Origin of the sequence: Exiguobacterium sp. s56 (assembly GCF_018618255.1) — a bacterium.
Taxonomy (GTDB): Bacteria; Bacillota; Bacilli; order Exiguobacteriales; family Exiguobacteriaceae; genus Exiguobacterium; species Exiguobacterium chiriqhucha.
Window position 1 is genome coordinate 107,357 of the sequence record NZ_JACSLR010000002.1, and the last position, 18,007, is coordinate 125,363.

Below are 18,007 nucleotides of genomic sequence, written 5' to 3' on the forward strand. Positions count from 1 at the left end.
GTCCTCCTAATTGGGTAGTGGTTACATGCTTTGAATCGTGCCGCGTACGAGTGAAAGGAAGTCTTGGCGGACGCGTTCTGTCGTCTCGATGACCTCTTCATGGTTGAGCGGTTGATCTAAAATCCCGGCTGCCATGTTCGACACGCACGAGATGCCAAGCACACGCATATCCGAATGACGGGCCACGATGACTTCAGGTACCGTCGACATGCCGACGACGTCGCCGCCGAGGAGGCGTGCCATCTTCACTTCGGCTGGTGTCTCGTATGTCGGACCTGTGTTTCCGAAATAGACGCCTTTTTGAATCGAGAGGCCGAGCTTCGCAGCGACACCTTCCGTCAACGTGACGAGCTCTTTATCATACGCTTCTGACATATCTGGGAAACGTGTCCCGAAGTCGCTCGCGTTCTTGCCGATGAGCGGGCTCGTGCCGAAGAAGTTGATGTGATCCGTGATGATCATCAAATCGCCCGGGTTGAACGACTCGTTGCAAGCACCAGCCGCGTTCGTGACGATGAGCGTCTCGACACCGATCAATTTGAGGACGCGGACCGGGAACGTGACTTGTTCCATCGAGTAACCTTCATAGAAATGGAATCGTCCTTGCATCGCGACGACGCGTTTTCCTTCGAGGTCACCGAAGACGAGTTGTCCAGCGTGTCCTTCGACGGTCGATACCGGGAAGTGCGGGATGTCCTCGTAAGGGATTTTGACCGCGTTCTCGATCTCATCGGCGAGGACGCCGAGTCCTGAGCCGAGGATGAGTCCGATTTCTGGTGTTCCGTTCATGCGTTCCTGTAAAAATGCCTTTGTTTCGTTCCAATTTACCATGAGTAGTGCCTCCTCAAATTTCGTTTAAGAAACTCTTTCCGTGTGCTGGTGCATCGACATCGAAGTTATCCGCGACTGTGGCGCCGATGTCGGCGAACGTTCCTCGAATCCCGAGGTCGACTGCTGTCGCGCCGTGATGATGAACGATGAGCGGCACGTATTCACGCGTATGGTCCGTGCCTGGTGCCGTCGGATCGTTCCCGTGGTCGGCCGTGATGATGAGCAAGTCGTCTTCACGCAACTTCTCCATCACTTCTGGTAGACGGGCGTCATACTCTTCAAGCGCGATCGCATAGCCTTCTGGGTCACGGCGGTGACCGAAGAGTGCGTCAAAGTCAACGAGGTTCAAGAAGCAGAGTCCTTCGAAGTCTTCATCGAGCGATTCGACAAGCTTGTCCATCCCGTCCATGTTCGACTTCGTCCGAATCGCTTTCGTGACGCCTTCGCCGTCGTAAATATCGCTGATTTTCCCGAGGGCGATCACGTCTTTACCGGCCGTCTCGAGCGTGTTCATGACCGTCTTGCCGAACGGTTTGAGCGCATAGTCGTGGCGGTTCGACGTACGGACCCAAGCGCCAGGTGTTCCGAGGAACGGGCGGGCGATGATGCGACCGAGCATGTACGGGTCTTCGCGCGTGATTTCACGGGCGTATTCGCAGATGCGATACAACTCGTCGAGCGGGACGACTTCTTCATGCGCCGCGATTTGAAGCACCGAATCAGCCGACGTGTAGACGATCAAGGCGCCCGTGTTGACGTGTTCTTCACCGAGCTCATCCAAAATCTCTGTGCCTGATGCCGGCTTATTACCGATGATGTCGCGACCGCTGAACTCTTTGAGACGATTGATCAAGTCATCCGGGAACTCTTCGAAGACGCGAAACGGCGTATCGATATGAAGGCCCATGATCTCCCAATGGCCGGTCATCGTGTCTTTACCTGCTGAAATCTCTTCCATGCGTCCGTAGGCGCTAGGCGTCTCCGATGATTCGATTCCTTCAATCGGTTTAATATTCGACAAGCCGAGACGGCCCATGTGCGGCATGTTTAAACCACCGTGCTCACGGGCGATATGTCCGAGCGTGTCCGAACCGACGTCACCGAACTGATCGGCATCCGGGGACTCCCCGATTCCGACCGAGTCCATGACGACCAAGAAAATACGTTTAAATTTCTTCACAAAAAGTTCCTCCTTTGGTGTCGTTACGCACGCGGGTGATGTTTTCGATAGACATCATGAAGTCGTGCCTTATTGACATGTGTGTAAATTTGAGTCGTGGAGAGGTCTGCATGCCCGAGCATCTGTTGAATGGCCCGAAGGTCGGCGCCGTTCTCAAGCAAGTGTGTCGCGAACGAATGCCGGAGTACGTGCGGCGTGATCTCTTTTTGAATGCCAGCCTCTTTGGCCCGTCGTTTAATCATCTTCCAGAATCCTTGACGACTGAGCCGGCCGCCACGTCCGTTCAAGAACAACGCCTCGGTCTCCCGACCACCGAGCCCGTTACGCGCCTGCTGGATATAGCGTTCGACAAAACTCTGGGCGACCGATGACACCGGGATAATCCGGGCACTCTCGCCTTTGCCTTCACACTGTAGATACCCCAATTCGAACTGTAAATCATCCAAATCGAGCCCAAGAAGTTCACTGACGCGCATGCCCGTGCCGTAGAGCAGTTCGAGCATGGCCCGATCGCGCAGCGCAAGCGGGTCTGACGTCGGAACGCTGTCGAGTAACCGCTCGACTTCGTCTTGCGACCACGTGTCCGGCAGATGGCGCTCTGCTTTCGGCGTCTCTAAATAGAGCGCCGGGTCAGTCGTTGCCCCACCCGTCATCTTTAAATGATGATGGAACGTCCGAATCGAACTGACGGCCCTCCGCAATGATGAGGCGGCCCGACCGGCTTGCGACAACTCTTCCATATGCTTGACGATATGTGCCCGCGTGACTTCATTCCATTCGGTCACCCCGAGTTGGGTCAACGTCGATAAGTACTGGGTCAAATCGCTCGCATAGGCTTGTCTCGTGTTCGTTGACATTCGTTTTTCTACCGTCATGTACTGCAAAAATGACTCGACTTGCGAACGCATGACATCCCCCTCCTTTCTCGTTACACCTGAATACGCTTACATCATATCACTTATGTAAACCGTTGTGAAGACGTCTGACCTCATTTTTTTAAAGCTTTTTTGTGACGGATTTTGGTGAGGTTTTTACGCTTTCCTTCCGATTGGGGGCTTACGAATCTCGTCACGATTTGGTACACTCAAGTCGACTTATTAAACCAATTTAAAAAGTTAGGAAGGAGTCGTCCATGGACCAGACCACTACTAATCTGACGGTCGCCGTCAGACGGCAACTCGTCTTGAACGGCCGCTCGACCGTCGCCGCCATCTCGGAGGCGACCCGGCTCAGCTTTCCGACCGTCAAGAAGCAGTTAGAGCAGTTGATGCAAGCCGGTGAAGTGTTCGAACACGGATTTGAGGACTCACGCGGCGGACGCCCTTCCAAACGTTACATCTATAATGAGCGGTTCACGCACGGATTGACGCTATACGTCGAGAAGACGGTCGTCCGCTATCGTCTCATCGATTGCAAGGGCGCAACGATTGACGACGGGACGCAAGTGATTCTAGACGGGGACCACCTTGGTGCGCTCGGTGCGGTACTCGATCGACAGTTGGACCAGACCTCCGACGTGAGTGCGATCTCCGTCGGTGTCGCGGCGGCCGTCGCGGCGGCCGTCGCGGACGGGACGGTCATCTTCGCCCCGGACTATACGACGTTCGCACACCTCGACTTGAAACATTGGGTCGAGTCACGCACCGCTCGCCCTGCCGTCATCGAGAACGACATGAACGCGGCTGTCTATGGATACGGACACACGCACGAACTCACTGGCGACCAGTCAATCGTCTACATCTATCTGGGAAAAAACGGACCCGGTGCCGGGATACTCATCAACGGACAGCTCATCCGTGGAAAGACCGGGTTCAGCGGGGAGATCTCGTTTCTACCGCTCTATGACGACTCGACGTTTCATGACCGGATAGCGAGTGAGCGGTCGGTCCCGGCCCCATTGTCGGACGCCGCGCTCGATGCGCTCGGTCGGCTCGTCGCGACCTTCACCGCGACGCTCAATCCGCACGCCATCATTTTTTCGGACGTCGATCTCGTCGATACCGAGTTGGAGGGGATTCGGAACGCCTGCCAGCGTCATATTCCGGCGGCTCACACCCCAGATTTATTGATCGGCATATGGGAGGAAGATTATTTCGCAGGCTTAGCTCGACGTTGCGTCGGGTTGATCCTTGAATCGATTTGAAGAGGTGAATTATGACAGGATTTTTATTATTGACCGTGATTTACATTGCCTTTATCAGTCTTGGCCTGCCCGACGCCTTGCTCGGTGTCAGTTGGCCGTTGATGCACGTCGAGTTCAACGCCCCGATCTCGATGGCCGGATGGATTTTTATGACCATTGCTGCAGGCACGATTTTATCGAGCCTACTCAGCGGTAGGTTGCTCGAACGTTTCGATACGAAGCAAGTCACGTTCGGCTCCGGACTCGTGACGGCAATGTGCCTGCTCGGCTTTTACGCGGCCCCGTCCTTGATTTGGCTGTTCGTCCTATCGATTCCACTCGGACTTGGTGCCGGGGCGGTCGATGCCGCGCTCAACCATTACGTCGCAGAAAACTATCAGGCGCACCATATGAACTGGCTCCATTGTTTCTGGGGCGTCGGAGCGACGGGCGGACCGCTCGTCATGGCCGGTGTCTTGACGGAGAGCGGTTGGCGTGACGGCTATTTGATCGTCGCGTTGATTCAGTTCGCGCTCGCCTTCCTCCTGCTCCTGTCGTTCCCGCTTTGGAAGCGCGAAATCAAAACGGAGCCCTCCACGCTCGAACGACAAGAGACGGCTGCGACCGCGCTCGAACGAAAGATGCCAAAAGGCCTCTCGTATGCGCTGGCCACGTTCCTGCTCTATTGTGGGATTGAGGCGCTCATCGGCCTGTGGGCCAGCAGTTACCTCGTCCAGATGAAACAGTTCTCTGTCGCGACGGCCGCGACGTGGGTGTCAATCTATTACGGCAGCATTACGCTCGGTCGCTTCCTGAGCGGGTTCCTCTCGTTCCGCTTCACGAATCGACAAATGATTCGGCTCGGGCAAACCTTCGCTTTAATCGGTAGCCTCGTGTTTCTCATTCCGGCGACCGGAGCGATGTTGATCGGATTGATTTGTATCGGGCTAGGCTTGGCCCCGATTTACCCGAGCATGCTTCATGAGACGCCACAGCGGTTCGGGAAGGAACGGGCAAAACGGTTGATGGGCTTCCAGATGGCGTTCGCCTACACGGGCAGCACGTTCCTGCCACCGCTATTCGGACTCATCGTGTCTCAGACGTCGCTCGGCCTATTCCCGCTCGTGACCGTCTTGATTATGCTCGGGATGCTCTTGAACACGGAACGCTTGAACTTGATCATGCACCAACCATCAAAGGAGGAACTCACATGAAAATCGAACACATCGCCATATGGGTGAACGACCTCGAACCGATGCGCCGCTTCTACGAGACGTACCTCGGGGCAACTGCGAACGACAAGTATACGAACGAACAAAAACAGTTCGAATCCTATTTTCTGACGTTCCCTGATTCGACATGCCGGCTCGAGTTGATGCGACGCCCGGACGTCCAAGGCACACCACGCGAAACGATTGGCTACGCGCATATCGCGTTCGCGCTCGGTAGCAAAGAGGCGGTCGATGCGTTGACACGACGACTCGAAGTCGACGGGTATCCGCTCATCGACGGACCGCGGACGACGGGAGACGGTTATTATGAAAGTGTCCTGCTCGACCCCGAACAAAATAAACTTGAATTGACGATTTAAGGAGATGAGACGATGATTCAGGCGATTTTACTCGACCTTGACGGAACGTTATTGACCGACCAGAAGATGATTTCACCGCGCACGAAACAGATATTGCTCGACCTCCAGGCGGAAGGCAAAAAAGTCGTACTCGCCTCCGGCCGGCCGAAACGGGGCATCGAACCGTTCGCCGAAGAGCTCAGACTGCATGAATACGGGGGACTCATCGTCTCCTCGAACGGGGCGTGCGTCACGGATGCTGCGACGAATGAAACATTGTTCGAACAGGCGATTCATCCGAACGACGCTCGTGCCATTTTGGATCATTTGACCGGCTTCGACGTCATTCCGATGATCAATGACGAGACGTATATGTATGTCAATGACGTCTTCAACGGCATGCTCGAGTTGAACGGTGAGCCGTTCAATATTATTGAGTATGAGTCGCGCGGCGGTCGGTTCCGATTACGGGAAGCACCCCGTCTCGCCGACGCCATCCATTTCCCCGTCTATAAGATTCTCGTCGCGGGACAACCTGACTATCTGCAGGCGCATGCCGCTTCTCTCGCCGGACCGTTCACGGACCGCGTCACCGGCATGTTCACGGCCGCCATGTACTATGAGTTCACGGATCTCGGCATCGACAAGGCCCGGGCGCTCGACCATGTGTTCCAAAACATCGGGATCAGCCGCGACCGTGTCATCGCGTTCGGTGACGGGCATAACGACCGGTCGATCATCGAGTATGCCGGCATCGGCGTCGCCATGGGCAACGCCGTCGAGGACATCTTGACCATCGCCACGGAAGTGACGACATCGAACAATGAAGACGGGATTGCCACCGTCTTGTCCCGTTACTTGACGACGTGACGACATATAAAAGACAGGCAGCCTTTGAGGGGCTGCCTGTCTTGCTTTATCCGTTGATGACTGCTTTATGACCCTCGAGCGTGACGCCTTTGGCTTGGCAAACTTTACAGATGCCGTGAAACGTCAAGCGATGATCTTTGATTAAAAATTCGTATTTGCTTTCGACTTTCTTCTCGACGTCGACGAGCAAGTCTTCCATGATCTCCTCGACCGAACCGCACTCGACACAGACGAGATGATGGTGCGAATGGTTCGCGCCTTCTGGTCTGAGGTCGAAACGGGCGACGCCGTCACCGAAGTTGACTTTGTCGACGACACCGAGCTCCGTCAATAGCTCCAGCGTCCGATAGACGGTCGCGAGCCCGATTTCCGGTGCGATGCTTTTGACGAGCATGAACACGTTCTCTGCGCTCAAATGGTCCGTCTCATTCTCAAGTAGAATCCGGACAGTTGATTCTCGTTGCGGTGTCAATTTATATCCTTTGGCGCTCAATTGCTGTTTGATCCGTTCAATTCGCGTTTCCATAAGGCGCCCCCTCTTAGCATAATTCACTATTCAAAGCATACCGAAGTTCGTCCGGTTTTTCAAATTAAAATGATTCCTATGTAAGTGTAACATAACTCACTCTAGTTTAGAATCATTTCAATTTAGATAATTGCCACCACTGAATCGCCATAATCGTCTTCGCGTCAGTGATGCGTCCACTCGCCAGCAAGTCGACCGCCTCGTCGAACGTGAAGCGTTGGACTTGTAAAAACTCGTCCTCATCAAGGTTCATCGTACCGGCCGTCAAGCCGTGGGCGACATAGACATCGACCCGTTCACTACAAAAACCGGGTGCCCCGTAAAATGAGAAGATTTTTTCGAGCGTCTCGGCCGTATAACCGGTCTCTTCTTCGAGTTCGCGCTTCGCGCTCGCGAGCGGTTCCTCACCGACTTCTAATTTACCGGCCGGAATCTCGAGTGACATCGATTCAAACGCTTTCCGGTACTGCTCGACGAGGACGATGCGATCGTCTTCATCGACGACGAGGACGGCGACGGCCCCGTTATGGTAGACGAGTTCACGGACCGAGGTCCCTCCGTTCGGGAGCGAGACGACGTGTTTCTCAACGTTAAAGATCTTTCCTTCGTAAATGACTTCCCGTTCAATCGTTTTCTCTTCCATTTGTATGTACCCCTCACTTTTCCTATATACTGTGATTATGATTCATATCGTCAGACGGAACAAGGAGGAATTATCAATGGCAGAGTTAGGATTAGGAACCATGTCGATTTTAAAACACGGGGAAGCAGAAGGTCGTCGGATTCTAGAGGCCGCCTACGACGCTGGGATTCGGCATTTCGATACGGCCGACGTCTACGATCACTTCAAGGTGGAACGTCTAGTCGGTTCGACGTTTGCCGGACGCCGGAACGAACTGTTCTTGACGAGCAAGGGCGGGAACGTGCGAACGGAGGATGGGATGCGCTGGGATCCGAGCGCCGCGTATTTGGAGCAGGCGCTCGCCGATTCGCTCGAACGTCTCCAGACTGACTATTTGGATTTATATTACGTCCATGGCGGCACGATCGAGGACGACCTCGATGAGACAATCGCCTTCATGCGCCGGCAAAAACAAGCCGGGGTCGTCCGACAAATCGGACTGTCCTCGATTCGTCCGAACGTCATTCACTATTGGCTCGAGCACGGTGAACTCGACGTCTTGATGACGCCCTATTCGTTGCTCGATCGTCGCGTCGAATCACTCGACCTCGACATCCCGATTGTCGGGCGCGGACCGCTCGCCAAAGGACTATTGACCGCCGAGTGGTCCGAGCGCTTGACGGACAAAGGCTTCGAAGCATGGACTGCATCAGAGTTACGCGACGTGTTGCCGACGATCCCGACGCCGATTCAAGCTTACGCCCTTGCCGCCGCGAAACGAACGTGTGCCGTCGTCCTGCCGGGTGCCTCTTCGGTCGATCAATTGAACGAATTGATTGCCGCCAATCAAGCCGACGTCGATTCGGACAAACTTGATGAGCTGTTGGCACGGCTGCCTATTCACCCCTACACAAAACATGCGACCTGAACGTCAGGTCGCATCGGTGTCACGTTGTTTCATTTGTTCGATGGCCCAATCGGCCCAACCGGCGTAGTTTTCCATCATCCGAATCGCATACTCGCTCGTCAGTAAATAGCCGAGCGTATCGGCCTCGGACTGATGGGCCGCTTGAAACGCCCGGATTTGATGGGCGACTTGCTCGTGATGCGCTTTCGTCTCTTCGACGTAGCGAATCGCCTCGTCGAGCGGGAGCAACTGCAACAGGCTGACCCGGAGCAAGTTCTCGTCTTTCATTTTCGGTTGGTACGAGGTCGGTTGCCGCAACCAGTCGATCAACTCTTGACGTCCCGTGTCGGTGATCGAGTAAATCTTTTTGTCCGGTAAATCATGTTGGGCCACATGCTCAGAGGAGACGAGTGCTTCGTCTTCCATTTTTAACAGTTCACGGTAAATCTGTGTATGATGGGCGTGCCAAAAATGAATCATTTGCGCTTTGAACGTCGCGTTCAAGGCATAGCCGGTAGCGGGTTGATGGGTCAATAACCCGAGTAGTGCATGACGTAACGCCATAACCATCACCTATCCCTTGCGGTTCTATTTTTATTAGTGTATCACATATTGCAGCGCGACCGAGAATGCCAATCGGTTGACGCCCATTGCGATTACACAGACAATATACGTGAAGGGAGAGATTTTTTATGAAACCGATTCAATCCGATCAGCAATTCCAAGAAGCCATTCAAGATAAAGGCATGGTCGTCTTCACGACGTCATGGTGCCCTGACTGCCGTCGACTCGACATGTACGTCGACGAGCTCGTCAAAGACTACCCACAGTTCAACTGGTACGTCGTCGACCGCGACGAATTGCCGGAACTGTCGGACGCGCAAGAAGTACGGGGCATTCCCTCGCTTCTCTTCTATAAAGAAGGCGTCAAACAAGAGCATCTCCACTCGGCGAACGCCAAGACAGAGATGCAAATCCGCTCGTTCCTCGATACGTTGAACGACTAAACAAAAAGACGACCGTCATGGTCGTCTTTTTTCGTTCTTTCAAGTAAATCGTTCGACGTAGCGTCGGTCGATTGTCCGTTTCAACCAAAACGGTAACCGCCCGTGCCACGTCAACTTCCCGTACGTCAAGAGTGCTTGTCCCGGAGTCGTCAGCAAGATGTTGAGCGATGTCCGTGATTTGAACGGCCGCTTTGTGCCCAGCAGCAGACGTGCGACGTGTCGGCCCGAGCGGACGGCATCGACGCCGCCGTTCAATCGGGCTGCCATATCGCCCGTAACAAAGATATCGCGATAGACCGGGTGCCGTAAATCGTCTTCGGTCTCGATGAACGCCGCTTCTTCCGCCAGTCCGGCCGCTGACCACCAGTCGTCGGCGACGACACCGGTCGCATCCAAGACGAGTCCGTCCCCTTGTCCGGGTTGGAACGGGGCCAGGATGATCGTCACGCCGCTCCGGACGAGACGACGTGCCATACGCTGAGCGACGCGCCGTGGGAGTTCAGGCAACAGGCGACGCGCATACAATGTCACGCGCCGCTTTTGTCGGATGCATGCGAAGGCGAGCTCGACCCCGGCCTTGCCACCGCCGACGACGGTGACCGCCTCACTGTTGAGAATGTCGTCCAACACATATGACGTCATCGGTTTGAGGCCCGTCCCGAGTCCACGACTTTTCGCACCGGTCGCGAGCACGAGGAGATCATATCCGACTTGCCCGTGTTCGGTCTCGACGATTCGGGCATCCGGATCGAGCCCGATGAGGCGATTGGCGACCGGCGTGACATCAGGGCGCAACCGTGTCGTCGCCGATTCCATCTCCCCGGCGATCACTTGCGGGAACGCGCCCGTGTATATCGTTTCGCGTCCCCCGATATACTGGACGTCATACCGTTCATGGAGCGCGTCGAGCCGAGCGAGAATCTCAAGTTGCCCGTGACCGAGTCCGACGAGGACGAGACGCGGCTTCATCGTAAAATCCGCCGCGCTTCTAACAACCGCTGTAAAATGGTCGACACTTCAAGGACGAGGAAAATCGTCGCGATGACGCCAATCCATGTCGGGAATAAAATCATGAGCGTGAACAAGATGAAGCATTCCGTCCGTTCTAAAATACCAGGTTGGTAATAAAACGACTTCTCCGACCGACGGGAGCTGCTCGCCCCAACGGCGAGGAACAATGTCATCGCCACGACGAACGACCCGAGCAACAGCAGAAAGACCGGCATATGCTCCGGATGGCGTAAGGCGAGCGCGATGACGACGGCAATCTCGACGATGCGGTCGAACACGAGATCGAGTACCGTCCCGAAGCTAGTTTTTTGCGAGCGACGCGCCATCGTCCCATCGAGGACGTCGAACAGACCGGACACCCATAATAGCAAGACGGCCGTCCACAGCATGTCGTTGTAAATGAAGAGACAGACCGAAACGCCGATGATGCCCCCGAGGACGGTCACCTCATTCGGGGTGAACTTCCATTTCAAGAGCCGATCGGCCCCACGTTCGATGACGGGACGAACGAACCGGCTACCGTATGTGTCTAACATCATATTCCTCCTTGTCTCTTACGTAAATAATACGTCTCACCGTCTCGGAACGATTCATCCCGTGGCAAGATGACGTAGTCCCCCTGGCCGCGGCGATATTCGCCGAGACGATGCCCGAATCGCGTGAACGACCGGATCAGCACGACCGTCTCGTCCGTCGGGGAGTCCGTCACCTCGATATGAAGCGAGGGATACAGACTGCCACCCAGTTCGATAAAGTCGCCGAACGTCGATTCCGTCTCGGATAACGCTTGTGGGGTGCCGCTCGCGCGGACGAGCCCCGCTTCGAGCAGGGTCACCCGGTCAGCGACGAGCATCGCTTCTTCCCGGTCATGCGTCACGAGGAGCGCCGTCAATCCAAGTTCACGAACGAGGTCGCGAATCAAACGTTGCAACTCATATTTGAGCTCGGGATCGAGGTTCGTGAACGGCTCATCGAGCAGAATGAGCCGCGGTGAAGCCGCGAGTGCCCGGGAAAAGCTCACGCGTTGTTGTTCTCCGCCGGAAAGCTCGTGAATCTCAGCGTCATAGCGACCAGGCAGCCGGACGCGGGCGAGCCATGTCTCTGCTTCTTGGCGCGATCGGTTCGGTGTGGCGAGTGTCACGTTCTCCCCGACCGTCAAATGTGGGAACAAGAGCGGGGATTGCGACAACATCGTGATCCGGCGCAAGTGAGGTGGCACTCCGTCAAGCGGTGTCTCCTCCCACGTCACTGTCCCGGAGTCGTGTGTCTCTAATCCTGCAATGATGCGGAGCAACGTCGACTTCCCGGACCCGCTCACGCCGACGAGAGCATGAATCTCGCCGTTCGGAATTTCTAGATCAATGCCGCGTAACACGTCACGGTCTTTAAAGCGTTTATGAACGCCTGATAATACTAAGCTCATTGCAACCGTCCTTTCACCAATCTAATCCAGATGCCGAACAGTCCGCCGAGCCCAAGATAGAGGAGGACCGGAACGAGGATGAGCACCCATGTATTCTGTAACGCCAGCGAGACGTCATTGCCTGCATAGGACTGATAAAGCCGCGTTGTGACCGTCGGAACGAGCCCCGCTCCGATCAATTGAACGAGCACGAATTGACTCAAGACGATAACCGTCGAGAACAAGACGATCGTTCGAATCGTCTCTTTCAAGAGCGGGAATAGCACGAGACCGAACCGGGTCCACGGGGCGAGCATCAACGTCTGTTCAAGAAGCGTTCGGCCAATCACATACATGGCGTTATATGCCAGCCGGATGGAATACGGCAACGTCGTGACGAGCAGGACGAGGCCAACTCCAATGTGCGTGCCGACAAGGCCGAGTTGCGCCAAAGCGATATACATGCCGAACATGCTGGCCATGACCGGGATGAACAGTGGAAGGAACGTGAACCATTCGACTGAAGTTTTCCATCTCGACTCGGTGAACATAAGCCACCAAGCCGTACCGATACCGAGCCATACGTTGATGAAGCCGAGGATGATGACATAGATGACCGTGTTTCCGAACGCCTCATCCCAACTGAAAGCGGCCGGGAACGCCAAAAACAGCCCGATGAATGGGAACAGGATCAAGCCAGCGGTGAGAATCCGACTCATCGTCTCACCCCCCGTTCGATACGTCGTCGTCGTTTCGCCGTCACCGCATAGGAGCTAATGACACCAATAAAGATGAATAGCGTCCAGATGAGGGCGACCGCATACGACTCGTACGCATTTAAAAACAACCCGGTCGTTAATCGTTCGTAGGCGAGTACCCCGAGCAGTTCAGGGAAGGTGACCCCTAACAAGGCCGGCACTTCATAGGCAAACGAGATAAAAGCGACGAGCACCCAAAACGAATCGAGGAGCGGTTTAACGAGGAATGGCCATTCCGCCACTTTAAATTGTTTAAACGGCGTGAGTTGAAGTGTTTTCGCCATATCCAAATAACCCCGATTCAATTGGGCATACGTCCCAATCACCATCAAAAACACGAATGGCACTTCTTTCCAAACATACGTGAAGATGACGACGAGATGGTGGCGTTCATTCGCCTCAATCAATCCATAGAATGGGAAGACGCCTGAGAACAACAGATAAAATAAATACGCGGCTGCGACGTGCGGTATGAACATCGGCCATCTGAGAAGTGACGCGAGCCACGTCGACCGATGTCGATACACCGAACGGGCGAGCCACGTCCCGATGACAAGTGAGAGGATCGTCGAAACGACTGTCACATACAGCGTCACGGCGAGACTGGCACGCCACGCCGCGTCGTTCAACTCAGACCAGTCGAACCCTATGGTCTCGTAAATCAGAAAGGCAACACCGGTGAACGGTAATGCCAGAACGAACAGACTAAGCCATAGACTACTTCGCGACACGGTCCCACTCCTCACGAATCGCATCGATCACGGCTGGACCATAGTCAGGGATCGAGCGTTCGGCGAGACGTTCCGGGTCAGGATAAGTGACACCTTCATCGAGCTTTAAGAATGCGTCACGGTCTGCCGTATCGAGTTTGGTCAAATCGAGCGATGTCCCGTCTCCCCAGTACGTCGAGTCTTGTTTGGCGAGCTGGGCTTCGGGCGACAACAACTCATTGATGACCACGAGCGCACCGTTCGGATTTTTGGCGTTAAATGGAACGGCGAGAAAATGCGTCGAGGCGATCGAATGTTCGAGCACGAGTGCCCGTGTCCCACTAGGAAACACGCCATTTTCACGCTCGGCCTCGGCGCGTCGTTCATTGAAGCCCATCGTCATCCAGACGTCACCCGCGGCGTACAACTGGTCGAGCTGGGCCAGCGATTTCGGATACGTCGTCCCTTGTTTCCATAGGGTCGGCGACCACGCCGCAAGCTTCTCCCAGAACTCGTCTGGAATCTCACCGTCACCGGCCTCAGTCCCATACTCGGCGTAGAGCAGATGGCGGACGAACGCGTTTCCTGTGAAGTCTGTCACTTCAGGATACGTGAAACGGCCAGGATTTTCTTCGGTCCAACGATGTAATTCGTCGAACGTCGTCGGCGGATTTTTGACTTTGTCCGCATCATAGTGCATGACGAACTGCACGTTCCCCCAAGCGACTTCGAGCCCGTTCGTCGGAGTTCCCGCATCGGTCGCTTGCGCTTCCTCGTTCAATAACTTGGCGTTCGGGATTTTGTCGAGCAGGTCACCCTGCAACAAATCCGCCTCGGCAGCGTTACGGAAATTGTCTCCATTGATCCACACGAGGTCAATCGTTCCTTCTTCTCGATTCGCCCGCTTGTCGAGCGACAATTGACGCACGAATTCAGCCGTGTCCATCGGGACGCGGTTCAACTCCACGTCATACGTCTCTTTCAGGCGGGGCGCGACATACTCATCGATATAGCGATTGATGCCGTCATCGCCTCCCCACATATAAAAATTGACCGTCGACTGTTTCGCTTCTTCGGCCGCCTGTTCGAACGTCGGTGCGATTTCGGCGCGCGTCGTCCCGCAGGCAGCGAGGAAGATGAGTGACAGCATCAAGCCAAACTGTTTCAATCGGCGCATCGTGTCTCCCCCTTTTTTTCTCTATGTTGACGCATTTACTTTCTGTCAAATCCCCGTTTTGCGAGCCGTTCGAACATGACCGGGCACATTGCGTACAGTTTCGCGCCAAGTTCCATCCACCACGGGGCGTTCACTTCACGTTTCGACGCCTCACATGCTGCGACGACGCGTTTCGCGAGACGATCGGGATCGAGCATAATCGATTTCACACTCGCTTCGTAACGTCCACTCTTGTCGGCCCGGAGAAAAAACGGCGTCGCAATCGGTCCCGGGTTGACGGTCAATACATGAATCCCAGCCGGCTTCAGTTCCAACCGGAGCGCGTTCGAGAACTGGAGCAGCGCCGCTTTCGATCCGGCATAGACGGCCGATTTTGGGGTCGGGACTTTTGCCGCTTGCGAGCAGACGTTGATGATCGTACTGCCACGGCGCATCGTTCGCGCACAATCACGCGCGAGCAACATCGGTGCGATCGCGTTCAAGCGCATCGTCTCCTCGATGACGTCGGTCGTTTGATCGACGACCCGGTCGAACTCGCCGATTCCGGCATTGTTCACCCAGACGTCGATTGCTCCATATGTACGTTCGACTTGGGCCACGAGCGTGTCATAGTCGGTACAGACGTCGGCCACCATCCAATCGGCCGATAACTTCTGTCCGAGTTCGCGCAACCGCTCCTCGTTCCGTGCAATCAACGTCAATCGGGCACCCGACTCATAAAAAGAATGCGCCAGCGCGGCCCCAAAGCCGCTCGACGCACCCGTGATGACAATATGTCTCATTCTACGATGTCCTCCACTCTCACATAAATCCATTTTCCATCCGTCAACTGTTTGACGACGCGCCCACGTTCCTCGAGCAACGTCAACCGGGCGAACACCTCACTGAAGACGAGCGGCATCGCCCGCCGCATCTTGCGTCCATACAGGCGCATCGACCAATCGAAAACGCTCAAGCCGTCCACCCAGTCGTTCAGGAGCAGTTCACTTCGCTCATAGCGCTGACTGATACGGGCCTCAATCAATGGACGCGGTTTGTGAATCGGTTCCCCATGCCCGCTCACGACGAGCTTCAAGTCGACCGACTGCAGTTTCCGCAGCGAATCAAGATACAGGACGACCGGCGAAGCGAACCCTTCCTCTTCGTACGGCTGCTCGATGAGCGGGTTCGGTTCGACCGCATCGATTAAATGGTCGCCCGCGATTAACACGCCACCTGGGCCGAGCAGTCCGAGCTGGTCACTCGCATGCCCAGGCAGATGGATCGTCTTCCACGCCCCGTCGCTCGTCACGTCCTGTCCATCCTCGAATGTCATCGTCACAGTCGTCGGACCGATCCAGCGCAGCGCCTCCCGATAATCGGGCAATTTGTTCACAATCGTCTCCGGGGTCCCGAACCAGTGCGCCAGATCGTGCAAAAACTGGTTGCCCCGTTTGATGAAGTTCGGTGTCTGTTCTAAATAGCGAACGAGCTTCTCATGTCCGTAGACGGGAATCGAGGCGTCACGCAGACGCCACGCCTGACCCGCATGGTCGGCATGATGGTGCGTCAAAAATAAAAAATCAATATCCGCGAGCGTCAACTCGAGCTCGGCCAGTTGTGTCGTCAATGAGGTCCACGCCTCTTCCGTATCCGGTCCGCAATCGACCATAAAGAAACGGTTCATGTGTTCGACGACATAAACGTTTACGTTGCCGACCTCGAACGGCGTCGGTATATCGAGTCTTGCCAGTTGGCTTGAAATCCAGTTCGCCACGTCCCCACAACCCCTTCCACCTATCTTCACTCATTATACCTGTCGATAAGAATGGATTTCAATCACACAAAAAAAGGAGAGGATTTCTCCTCTCCGATGTCTTATAGGTTGATGACTGTGACTTTATCTCGTGTCATCGTCTCGAGGCTGCGTCCAATCCCTTGAACACCGAGGCCTGACTGTTTCACGCCGATGAACGGGAAGTGGTCTGGGCCACGTTCCGTGCGGCCGTTCACTTGGACCGTACCGACGTCAAGCTTGTCGGCGACCGTGAAGGCGCTGTTCACGTTTTGCGTGAACACACTCGCTTGAAGACCGAACTCAGACTCGTTCGTGAGTTCAATCATCTCGTCAAGCGAGTTGACGCGGATAATCGGCAAAACTGGTCCGAACGGCTCTTCCCAAGCGACACGCATTTCACGTGTGACGTGGTCGAGGAGCGTCGGGTGCAAGAGGTTGCCGTCGCGCTCGTTTCCGTGGACGACCGTCGCTTGCTTGTTGACGGCATCGTCAATCAAGCCTTGGACGTAATCCGCCGACTTCTTGTCGATGAGTGGGACGATGAAGCTGTTATCGACCGGTGACCCGACCGTGAGCTTCTCGACACGCTCTTTCAACATGCCGACGAGTTCGTCTGCTTGGTGCTCGAGCACGAATACGCGCTTAATCGCCGTACAGCGTTGTCCTGAATACGAGAACGCCCCGCTGACGATTTGATCAGCCGCGAGCGTGAGGTCTGCGTCTTCGAGGACAAGCGCCGGATCTTTCCCGCCAAGTTCGAGCACGACAGGTACCATCGATGCTTGTTGCGACAAGTGTTGACCTGTCCCGGTACCGCCCGTGAACGTGATCATGTCGATGCCAGGGTGTGACGTCAAGTAGTCACCGATGACCGACCCGCGCCCTGTGACGAGGTTCAAGAGACCGCTTGGAAGACCTGCATCTTGGAGTGCCTCGATCATCTTCACACCACTGATGGCACCTTGTGTCGCCGGTTTGAAGACGACCGCGTTACCTGTGATGAGCGCCGGTGCGATTTTGGCTGCTGCCAAGTTGACCGGGTAGTTGAATGGTGAAATCGCGAGGACGACACCGAGAGCTTCTTTCTTGATGATTGCCATCTTGTTCTTCGAACCGCCAGGGAATGAGTCCCCTTGCATGAACCCGCCCGTGAAGCGAAGACCTTCTTCGGCCGTATAGCGGATGATTTCCGCCGTCCGGACGACTTCTTTCTTCGCGTCGCTCAAGTTCTTGCCGACTTCGCGCATGATGATTTGACCGATCTCATCAACGCGTTCTTCGAGTTTGTCCGCCCAAGCGTACAACAGTTCGGCACGCTTGTTGACCGGAAGCGCCGCCCATTCCTGTTGTGCGCTTTTCGCGCCGTGAATCGCCTCGTCGACTTCGTCGCGAGACATCGCCTGGACGTGCCCGACGACTTCATCTGTATAAGGTGAAACGAGTTCGATTGTTTCCTTCGTTGTCGATTCCTGCCATTGTCCATTAATTAAATATGGATACGTGTTCATACTCATAATCTCTATCTGCCTCCTGAGTA

Annotated in this window: 21 protein-coding genes; 6 read left to right on the forward strand and 15 right to left on the reverse strand. The window is 55.1% G+C overall.

The genetic code is table 11. The annotated features are described in order from the left end of the window. Positions 1–21: 21 nt before the first annotated feature. The 3 genes from KNP71_RS03485 to xerD are packed head-to-tail and all read right to left on the reverse strand — an operon-like array spanning position 22 to position 2,919. Positions 22–831, reverse strand: a complete 810-nt coding sequence (locus KNP71_RS03485; RefSeq protein WP_021067633.1) for a purine-nucleoside phosphorylase — start codon at positions 829–831, stop codon at positions 22–24. A 13-nt stretch (positions 832–844) separates the two neighbouring features. After that, on the reverse strand, positions 845–2,011 hold the full coding sequence (gene deoB / locus KNP71_RS03490; RefSeq protein ID WP_058763853.1) for a phosphopentomutase: 1,167 nt from the start codon (positions 2,009–2,011) through the stop codon (positions 845–847). A gap of 23 nt (positions 2,012–2,034) precedes the next feature. Then, positions 2,035–2,919: a site-specific tyrosine recombinase XerD gene (gene xerD, locus KNP71_RS03495; RefSeq protein ID WP_021067635.1), complete on the reverse strand. Its 885-nt coding sequence runs from the start codon at positions 2,917–2,919 to the stop codon at positions 2,035–2,037. A 224-nt stretch (positions 2,920–3,143) separates the two neighbouring features. On the opposite strand from xerD, the gene KNP71_RS03500 reads away from it, so the two are divergent. From KNP71_RS03500 to KNP71_RS03515, 4 genes are read left to right on the forward strand one after another with little or no spacing between them, the layout of a single operon-like run. Beyond that, the gene (locus KNP71_RS03500) at positions 3,144–4,154 is read left to right on the forward strand and encodes an ROK family transcriptional regulator (protein WP_214830018.1); all 1,011 of its coding nucleotides are present in this window, start codon (positions 3,144–3,146) and stop codon (positions 4,152–4,154) included. A gap of 11 nt (positions 4,155–4,165) precedes the next feature. Continuing rightward, the gene (locus KNP71_RS03505; RefSeq protein ID WP_058763854.1) at positions 4,166–5,347 is read left to right on the forward strand and encodes an MFS transporter; all 1,182 of its coding nucleotides are present in this window, start codon (positions 4,166–4,168) and stop codon (positions 5,345–5,347) included. Continuing rightward, the gene (locus KNP71_RS03510; protein ID WP_021067638.1) at positions 5,344–5,724 is read left to right on the forward strand and encodes a VOC family protein; all 381 of its coding nucleotides are present in this window, start codon (positions 5,344–5,346) and stop codon (positions 5,722–5,724) included. The genes KNP71_RS03505 and KNP71_RS03510 overlap by 4 nt, the downstream gene beginning before the upstream one ends. A gap of 12 nt (positions 5,725–5,736) precedes the next feature. Beyond that, positions 5,737–6,573, forward strand: a complete 837-nt coding sequence (locus KNP71_RS03515; protein ID WP_058763860.1) for a Cof-type HAD-IIB family hydrolase — start codon at positions 5,737–5,739, stop codon at positions 6,571–6,573. 46 nt (positions 6,574–6,619) lie between these two features. On the opposite strand, the gene fur is transcribed toward KNP71_RS03515, so the two are convergent. Then, the gene (gene fur / locus KNP71_RS03520; protein ID WP_016509373.1) at positions 6,620–7,099 is read right to left on the reverse strand and encodes a ferric iron uptake transcriptional regulator; all 480 of its coding nucleotides are present in this window, start codon (positions 7,097–7,099) and stop codon (positions 6,620–6,622) included. Between the two features lie 112 nt (positions 7,100–7,211). Then, a complete protein-coding gene (locus tag KNP71_RS03525) occupies positions 7,212–7,742 on the reverse strand; it encodes an NUDIX domain-containing protein (RefSeq protein WP_021067640.1) in 531 nt (176 codons plus the stop codon). A 76-nt stretch (positions 7,743–7,818) separates the two neighbouring features. On the opposite strand from KNP71_RS03525, the gene KNP71_RS03530 reads away from it, so the two are divergent. Next, complete coding sequence (locus KNP71_RS03530; RefSeq protein WP_214798415.1) at positions 7,819–8,649, forward strand: aldo/keto reductase; 831 nt, start codon at positions 7,819–7,821, stop codon at positions 8,647–8,649. A 3-nt stretch (positions 8,650–8,652) separates the two neighbouring features. Here KNP71_RS03530 and KNP71_RS03535 read toward each other — a convergent pair whose 3' ends face one another. Then, positions 8,653–9,192, reverse strand: a complete 540-nt coding sequence (locus KNP71_RS03535) for a PadR family transcriptional regulator (protein ID WP_021067642.1) — start codon at positions 9,190–9,192, stop codon at positions 8,653–8,655. 128 nt (positions 9,193–9,320) lie between these two features. On the opposite strand from KNP71_RS03535, the gene KNP71_RS03540 reads away from it, so the two are divergent. Continuing rightward, positions 9,321–9,635 (forward strand): thioredoxin family protein, encoded by a 315-nt coding sequence (locus tag KNP71_RS03540; protein WP_029595313.1) that lies wholly within the window; start codon positions 9,321–9,323, stop codon positions 9,633–9,635. Between the two features lie 39 nt (positions 9,636–9,674). On the opposite strand, the gene KNP71_RS03545 is transcribed toward KNP71_RS03540, so the two are convergent. The 9 genes from KNP71_RS03545 to KNP71_RS03585 all read right to left on the reverse strand — a co-directional run bounded on the left by KNP71_RS03545 (position 9,675) and on the right by KNP71_RS03585 (position 17,987). Beyond that, positions 9,675–10,604, reverse strand: coding sequence for an NAD(P)/FAD-dependent oxidoreductase (locus KNP71_RS03545; protein WP_214798418.1), 930 nt, complete (start codon positions 10,602–10,604; stop codon positions 9,675–9,677). Next, complete coding sequence (locus KNP71_RS03550) at positions 10,601–11,182, reverse strand: CDP-alcohol phosphatidyltransferase family protein (protein ID WP_214798421.1); 582 nt, start codon at positions 11,180–11,182, stop codon at positions 10,601–10,603. The genes KNP71_RS03545 and KNP71_RS03550 overlap by 4 nt, the downstream gene beginning before the upstream one ends. Then, entirely contained in the window at positions 11,182–12,069 is an 888-nt protein-coding gene (locus KNP71_RS03555) for an ABC transporter ATP-binding protein (protein WP_214798424.1), read from the reverse strand. The genes KNP71_RS03550 and KNP71_RS03555 overlap by 1 nt, the downstream gene beginning before the upstream one ends. After that, positions 12,066–12,767, reverse strand: coding sequence for an ABC transporter permease (locus tag KNP71_RS03560; RefSeq protein ID WP_021067647.1), 702 nt, complete (start codon positions 12,765–12,767; stop codon positions 12,066–12,068). Before KNP71_RS03560 ends, KNP71_RS03555 begins: the two co-directional genes overlap by 4 nt. Continuing rightward, positions 12,764–13,537 (reverse strand): ABC transporter permease subunit, encoded by a 774-nt coding sequence (locus tag KNP71_RS03565; RefSeq protein WP_214798427.1) that lies wholly within the window; start codon positions 13,535–13,537, stop codon positions 12,764–12,766. The genes KNP71_RS03560 and KNP71_RS03565 overlap by 4 nt, the downstream gene beginning before the upstream one ends. Then, positions 13,524–14,693: an ABC transporter substrate-binding protein gene (locus KNP71_RS03570; RefSeq protein ID WP_214798430.1), complete on the reverse strand. Its 1,170-nt coding sequence runs from the start codon at positions 14,691–14,693 to the stop codon at positions 13,524–13,526. Before KNP71_RS03570 ends, KNP71_RS03565 begins: the two co-directional genes overlap by 14 nt. 35 nt (positions 14,694–14,728) lie before the next feature. After that, positions 14,729–15,475, reverse strand: coding sequence for an SDR family NAD(P)-dependent oxidoreductase (locus tag KNP71_RS03575; protein WP_058763865.1), 747 nt, complete (start codon positions 15,473–15,475; stop codon positions 14,729–14,731). Then, on the reverse strand, positions 15,472–16,449 hold the full coding sequence (locus KNP71_RS03580; protein WP_021067651.1) for an MBL fold metallo-hydrolase: 978 nt from the start codon (positions 16,447–16,449) through the stop codon (positions 15,472–15,474). The genes KNP71_RS03575 and KNP71_RS03580 overlap by 4 nt, the downstream gene beginning before the upstream one ends. A gap of 101 nt (positions 16,450–16,550) precedes the next feature. Continuing rightward, positions 16,551–17,987, reverse strand: a complete 1,437-nt coding sequence (locus KNP71_RS03585; protein ID WP_214830057.1) for an NADP-dependent glyceraldehyde-3-phosphate dehydrogenase — start codon at positions 17,985–17,987, stop codon at positions 16,551–16,553. Positions 17,988–18,007 lie beyond the last annotated feature (20 nt).

Bases quoted from the DNA above. Each gene is read 5' to 3' on its own strand.
- KNP71_RS03555 (WP_214798424.1), bottom strand. From the start codon at position 12,069: ATGAGCTTAGTATTATCAGGCGTTCATAAACGCTTTAAAGACCGTGAC.
- xerD (WP_021067635.1), bottom strand. From the start codon at position 2,919: ATGCGTTCGCAAGTCGAGTCATTTTTGCAGTACATGACGGTAGAAAAA.
- KNP71_RS03525 (WP_021067640.1), bottom strand. From the start codon at position 7,742: ATGGAAGAGAAAACGATTGAACGGGAAGTCATTTACGAAGGAAAGATC.
- KNP71_RS03515 (WP_058763860.1), top strand. From the start codon at position 5,737: ATGATTCAGGCGATTTTACTCGACCTTGACGGAACGTTATTGACCGAC.
- KNP71_RS03530 (WP_214798415.1), top strand. From the start codon at position 7,819: ATGGCAGAGTTAGGATTAGGAACCATGTCGATTTTAAAACACGGGGAA.
- KNP71_RS03505 (WP_058763854.1), top strand. From the start codon at position 4,166: ATGACAGGATTTTTATTATTGACCGTGATTTACATTGCCTTTATCAGT.
- KNP71_RS03500 (WP_214830018.1), top strand. From the start codon at position 3,144: ATGGACCAGACCACTACTAATCTGACGGTCGCCGTCAGACGGCAACTC.
- KNP71_RS03485 (WP_021067633.1), bottom strand. From the start codon at position 831: ATGGTAAATTGGAACGAAACAAAGGCATTTTTACAGGAACGCATGAAC.
- KNP71_RS03540 (WP_029595313.1), top strand. From the start codon at position 9,321: ATGAAACCGATTCAATCCGATCAGCAATTCCAAGAAGCCATTCAAGAT.
- KNP71_RS03570 (WP_214798430.1), bottom strand. From the start codon at position 14,693: ATGCGCCGATTGAAACAGTTTGGCTTGATGCTGTCACTCATCTTCCTC.
- KNP71_RS03535 (WP_021067642.1), bottom strand. From the start codon at position 9,192: ATGGCGTTACGTCATGCACTACTCGGGTTATTGACCCATCAACCCGCT.
- KNP71_RS03575 (WP_058763865.1), bottom strand. From the start codon at position 15,475: ATGAGACATATTGTCATCACGGGTGCGTCGAGCGGCTTTGGGGCCGCG.
- KNP71_RS03560 (WP_021067647.1), bottom strand. From the start codon at position 12,767: ATGAGTCGGATTCTCACCGCTGGCTTGATCCTGTTCCCATTCATCGGG.
- fur (WP_016509373.1), bottom strand. From the start codon at position 7,099: ATGGAAACGCGAATTGAACGGATCAAACAGCAATTGAGCGCCAAAGGA.
- KNP71_RS03545 (WP_214798418.1), bottom strand. From the start codon at position 10,604: ATGAAGCCGCGTCTCGTCCTCGTCGGACTCGGTCACGGGCAACTTGAG.
- KNP71_RS03510 (WP_021067638.1), top strand. From the start codon at position 5,344: ATGAAAATCGAACACATCGCCATATGGGTGAACGACCTCGAACCGATG.
- KNP71_RS03550 (WP_214798421.1), bottom strand. From the start codon at position 11,182: ATGTTAGACACATACGGTAGCCGGTTCGTTCGTCCCGTCATCGAACGT.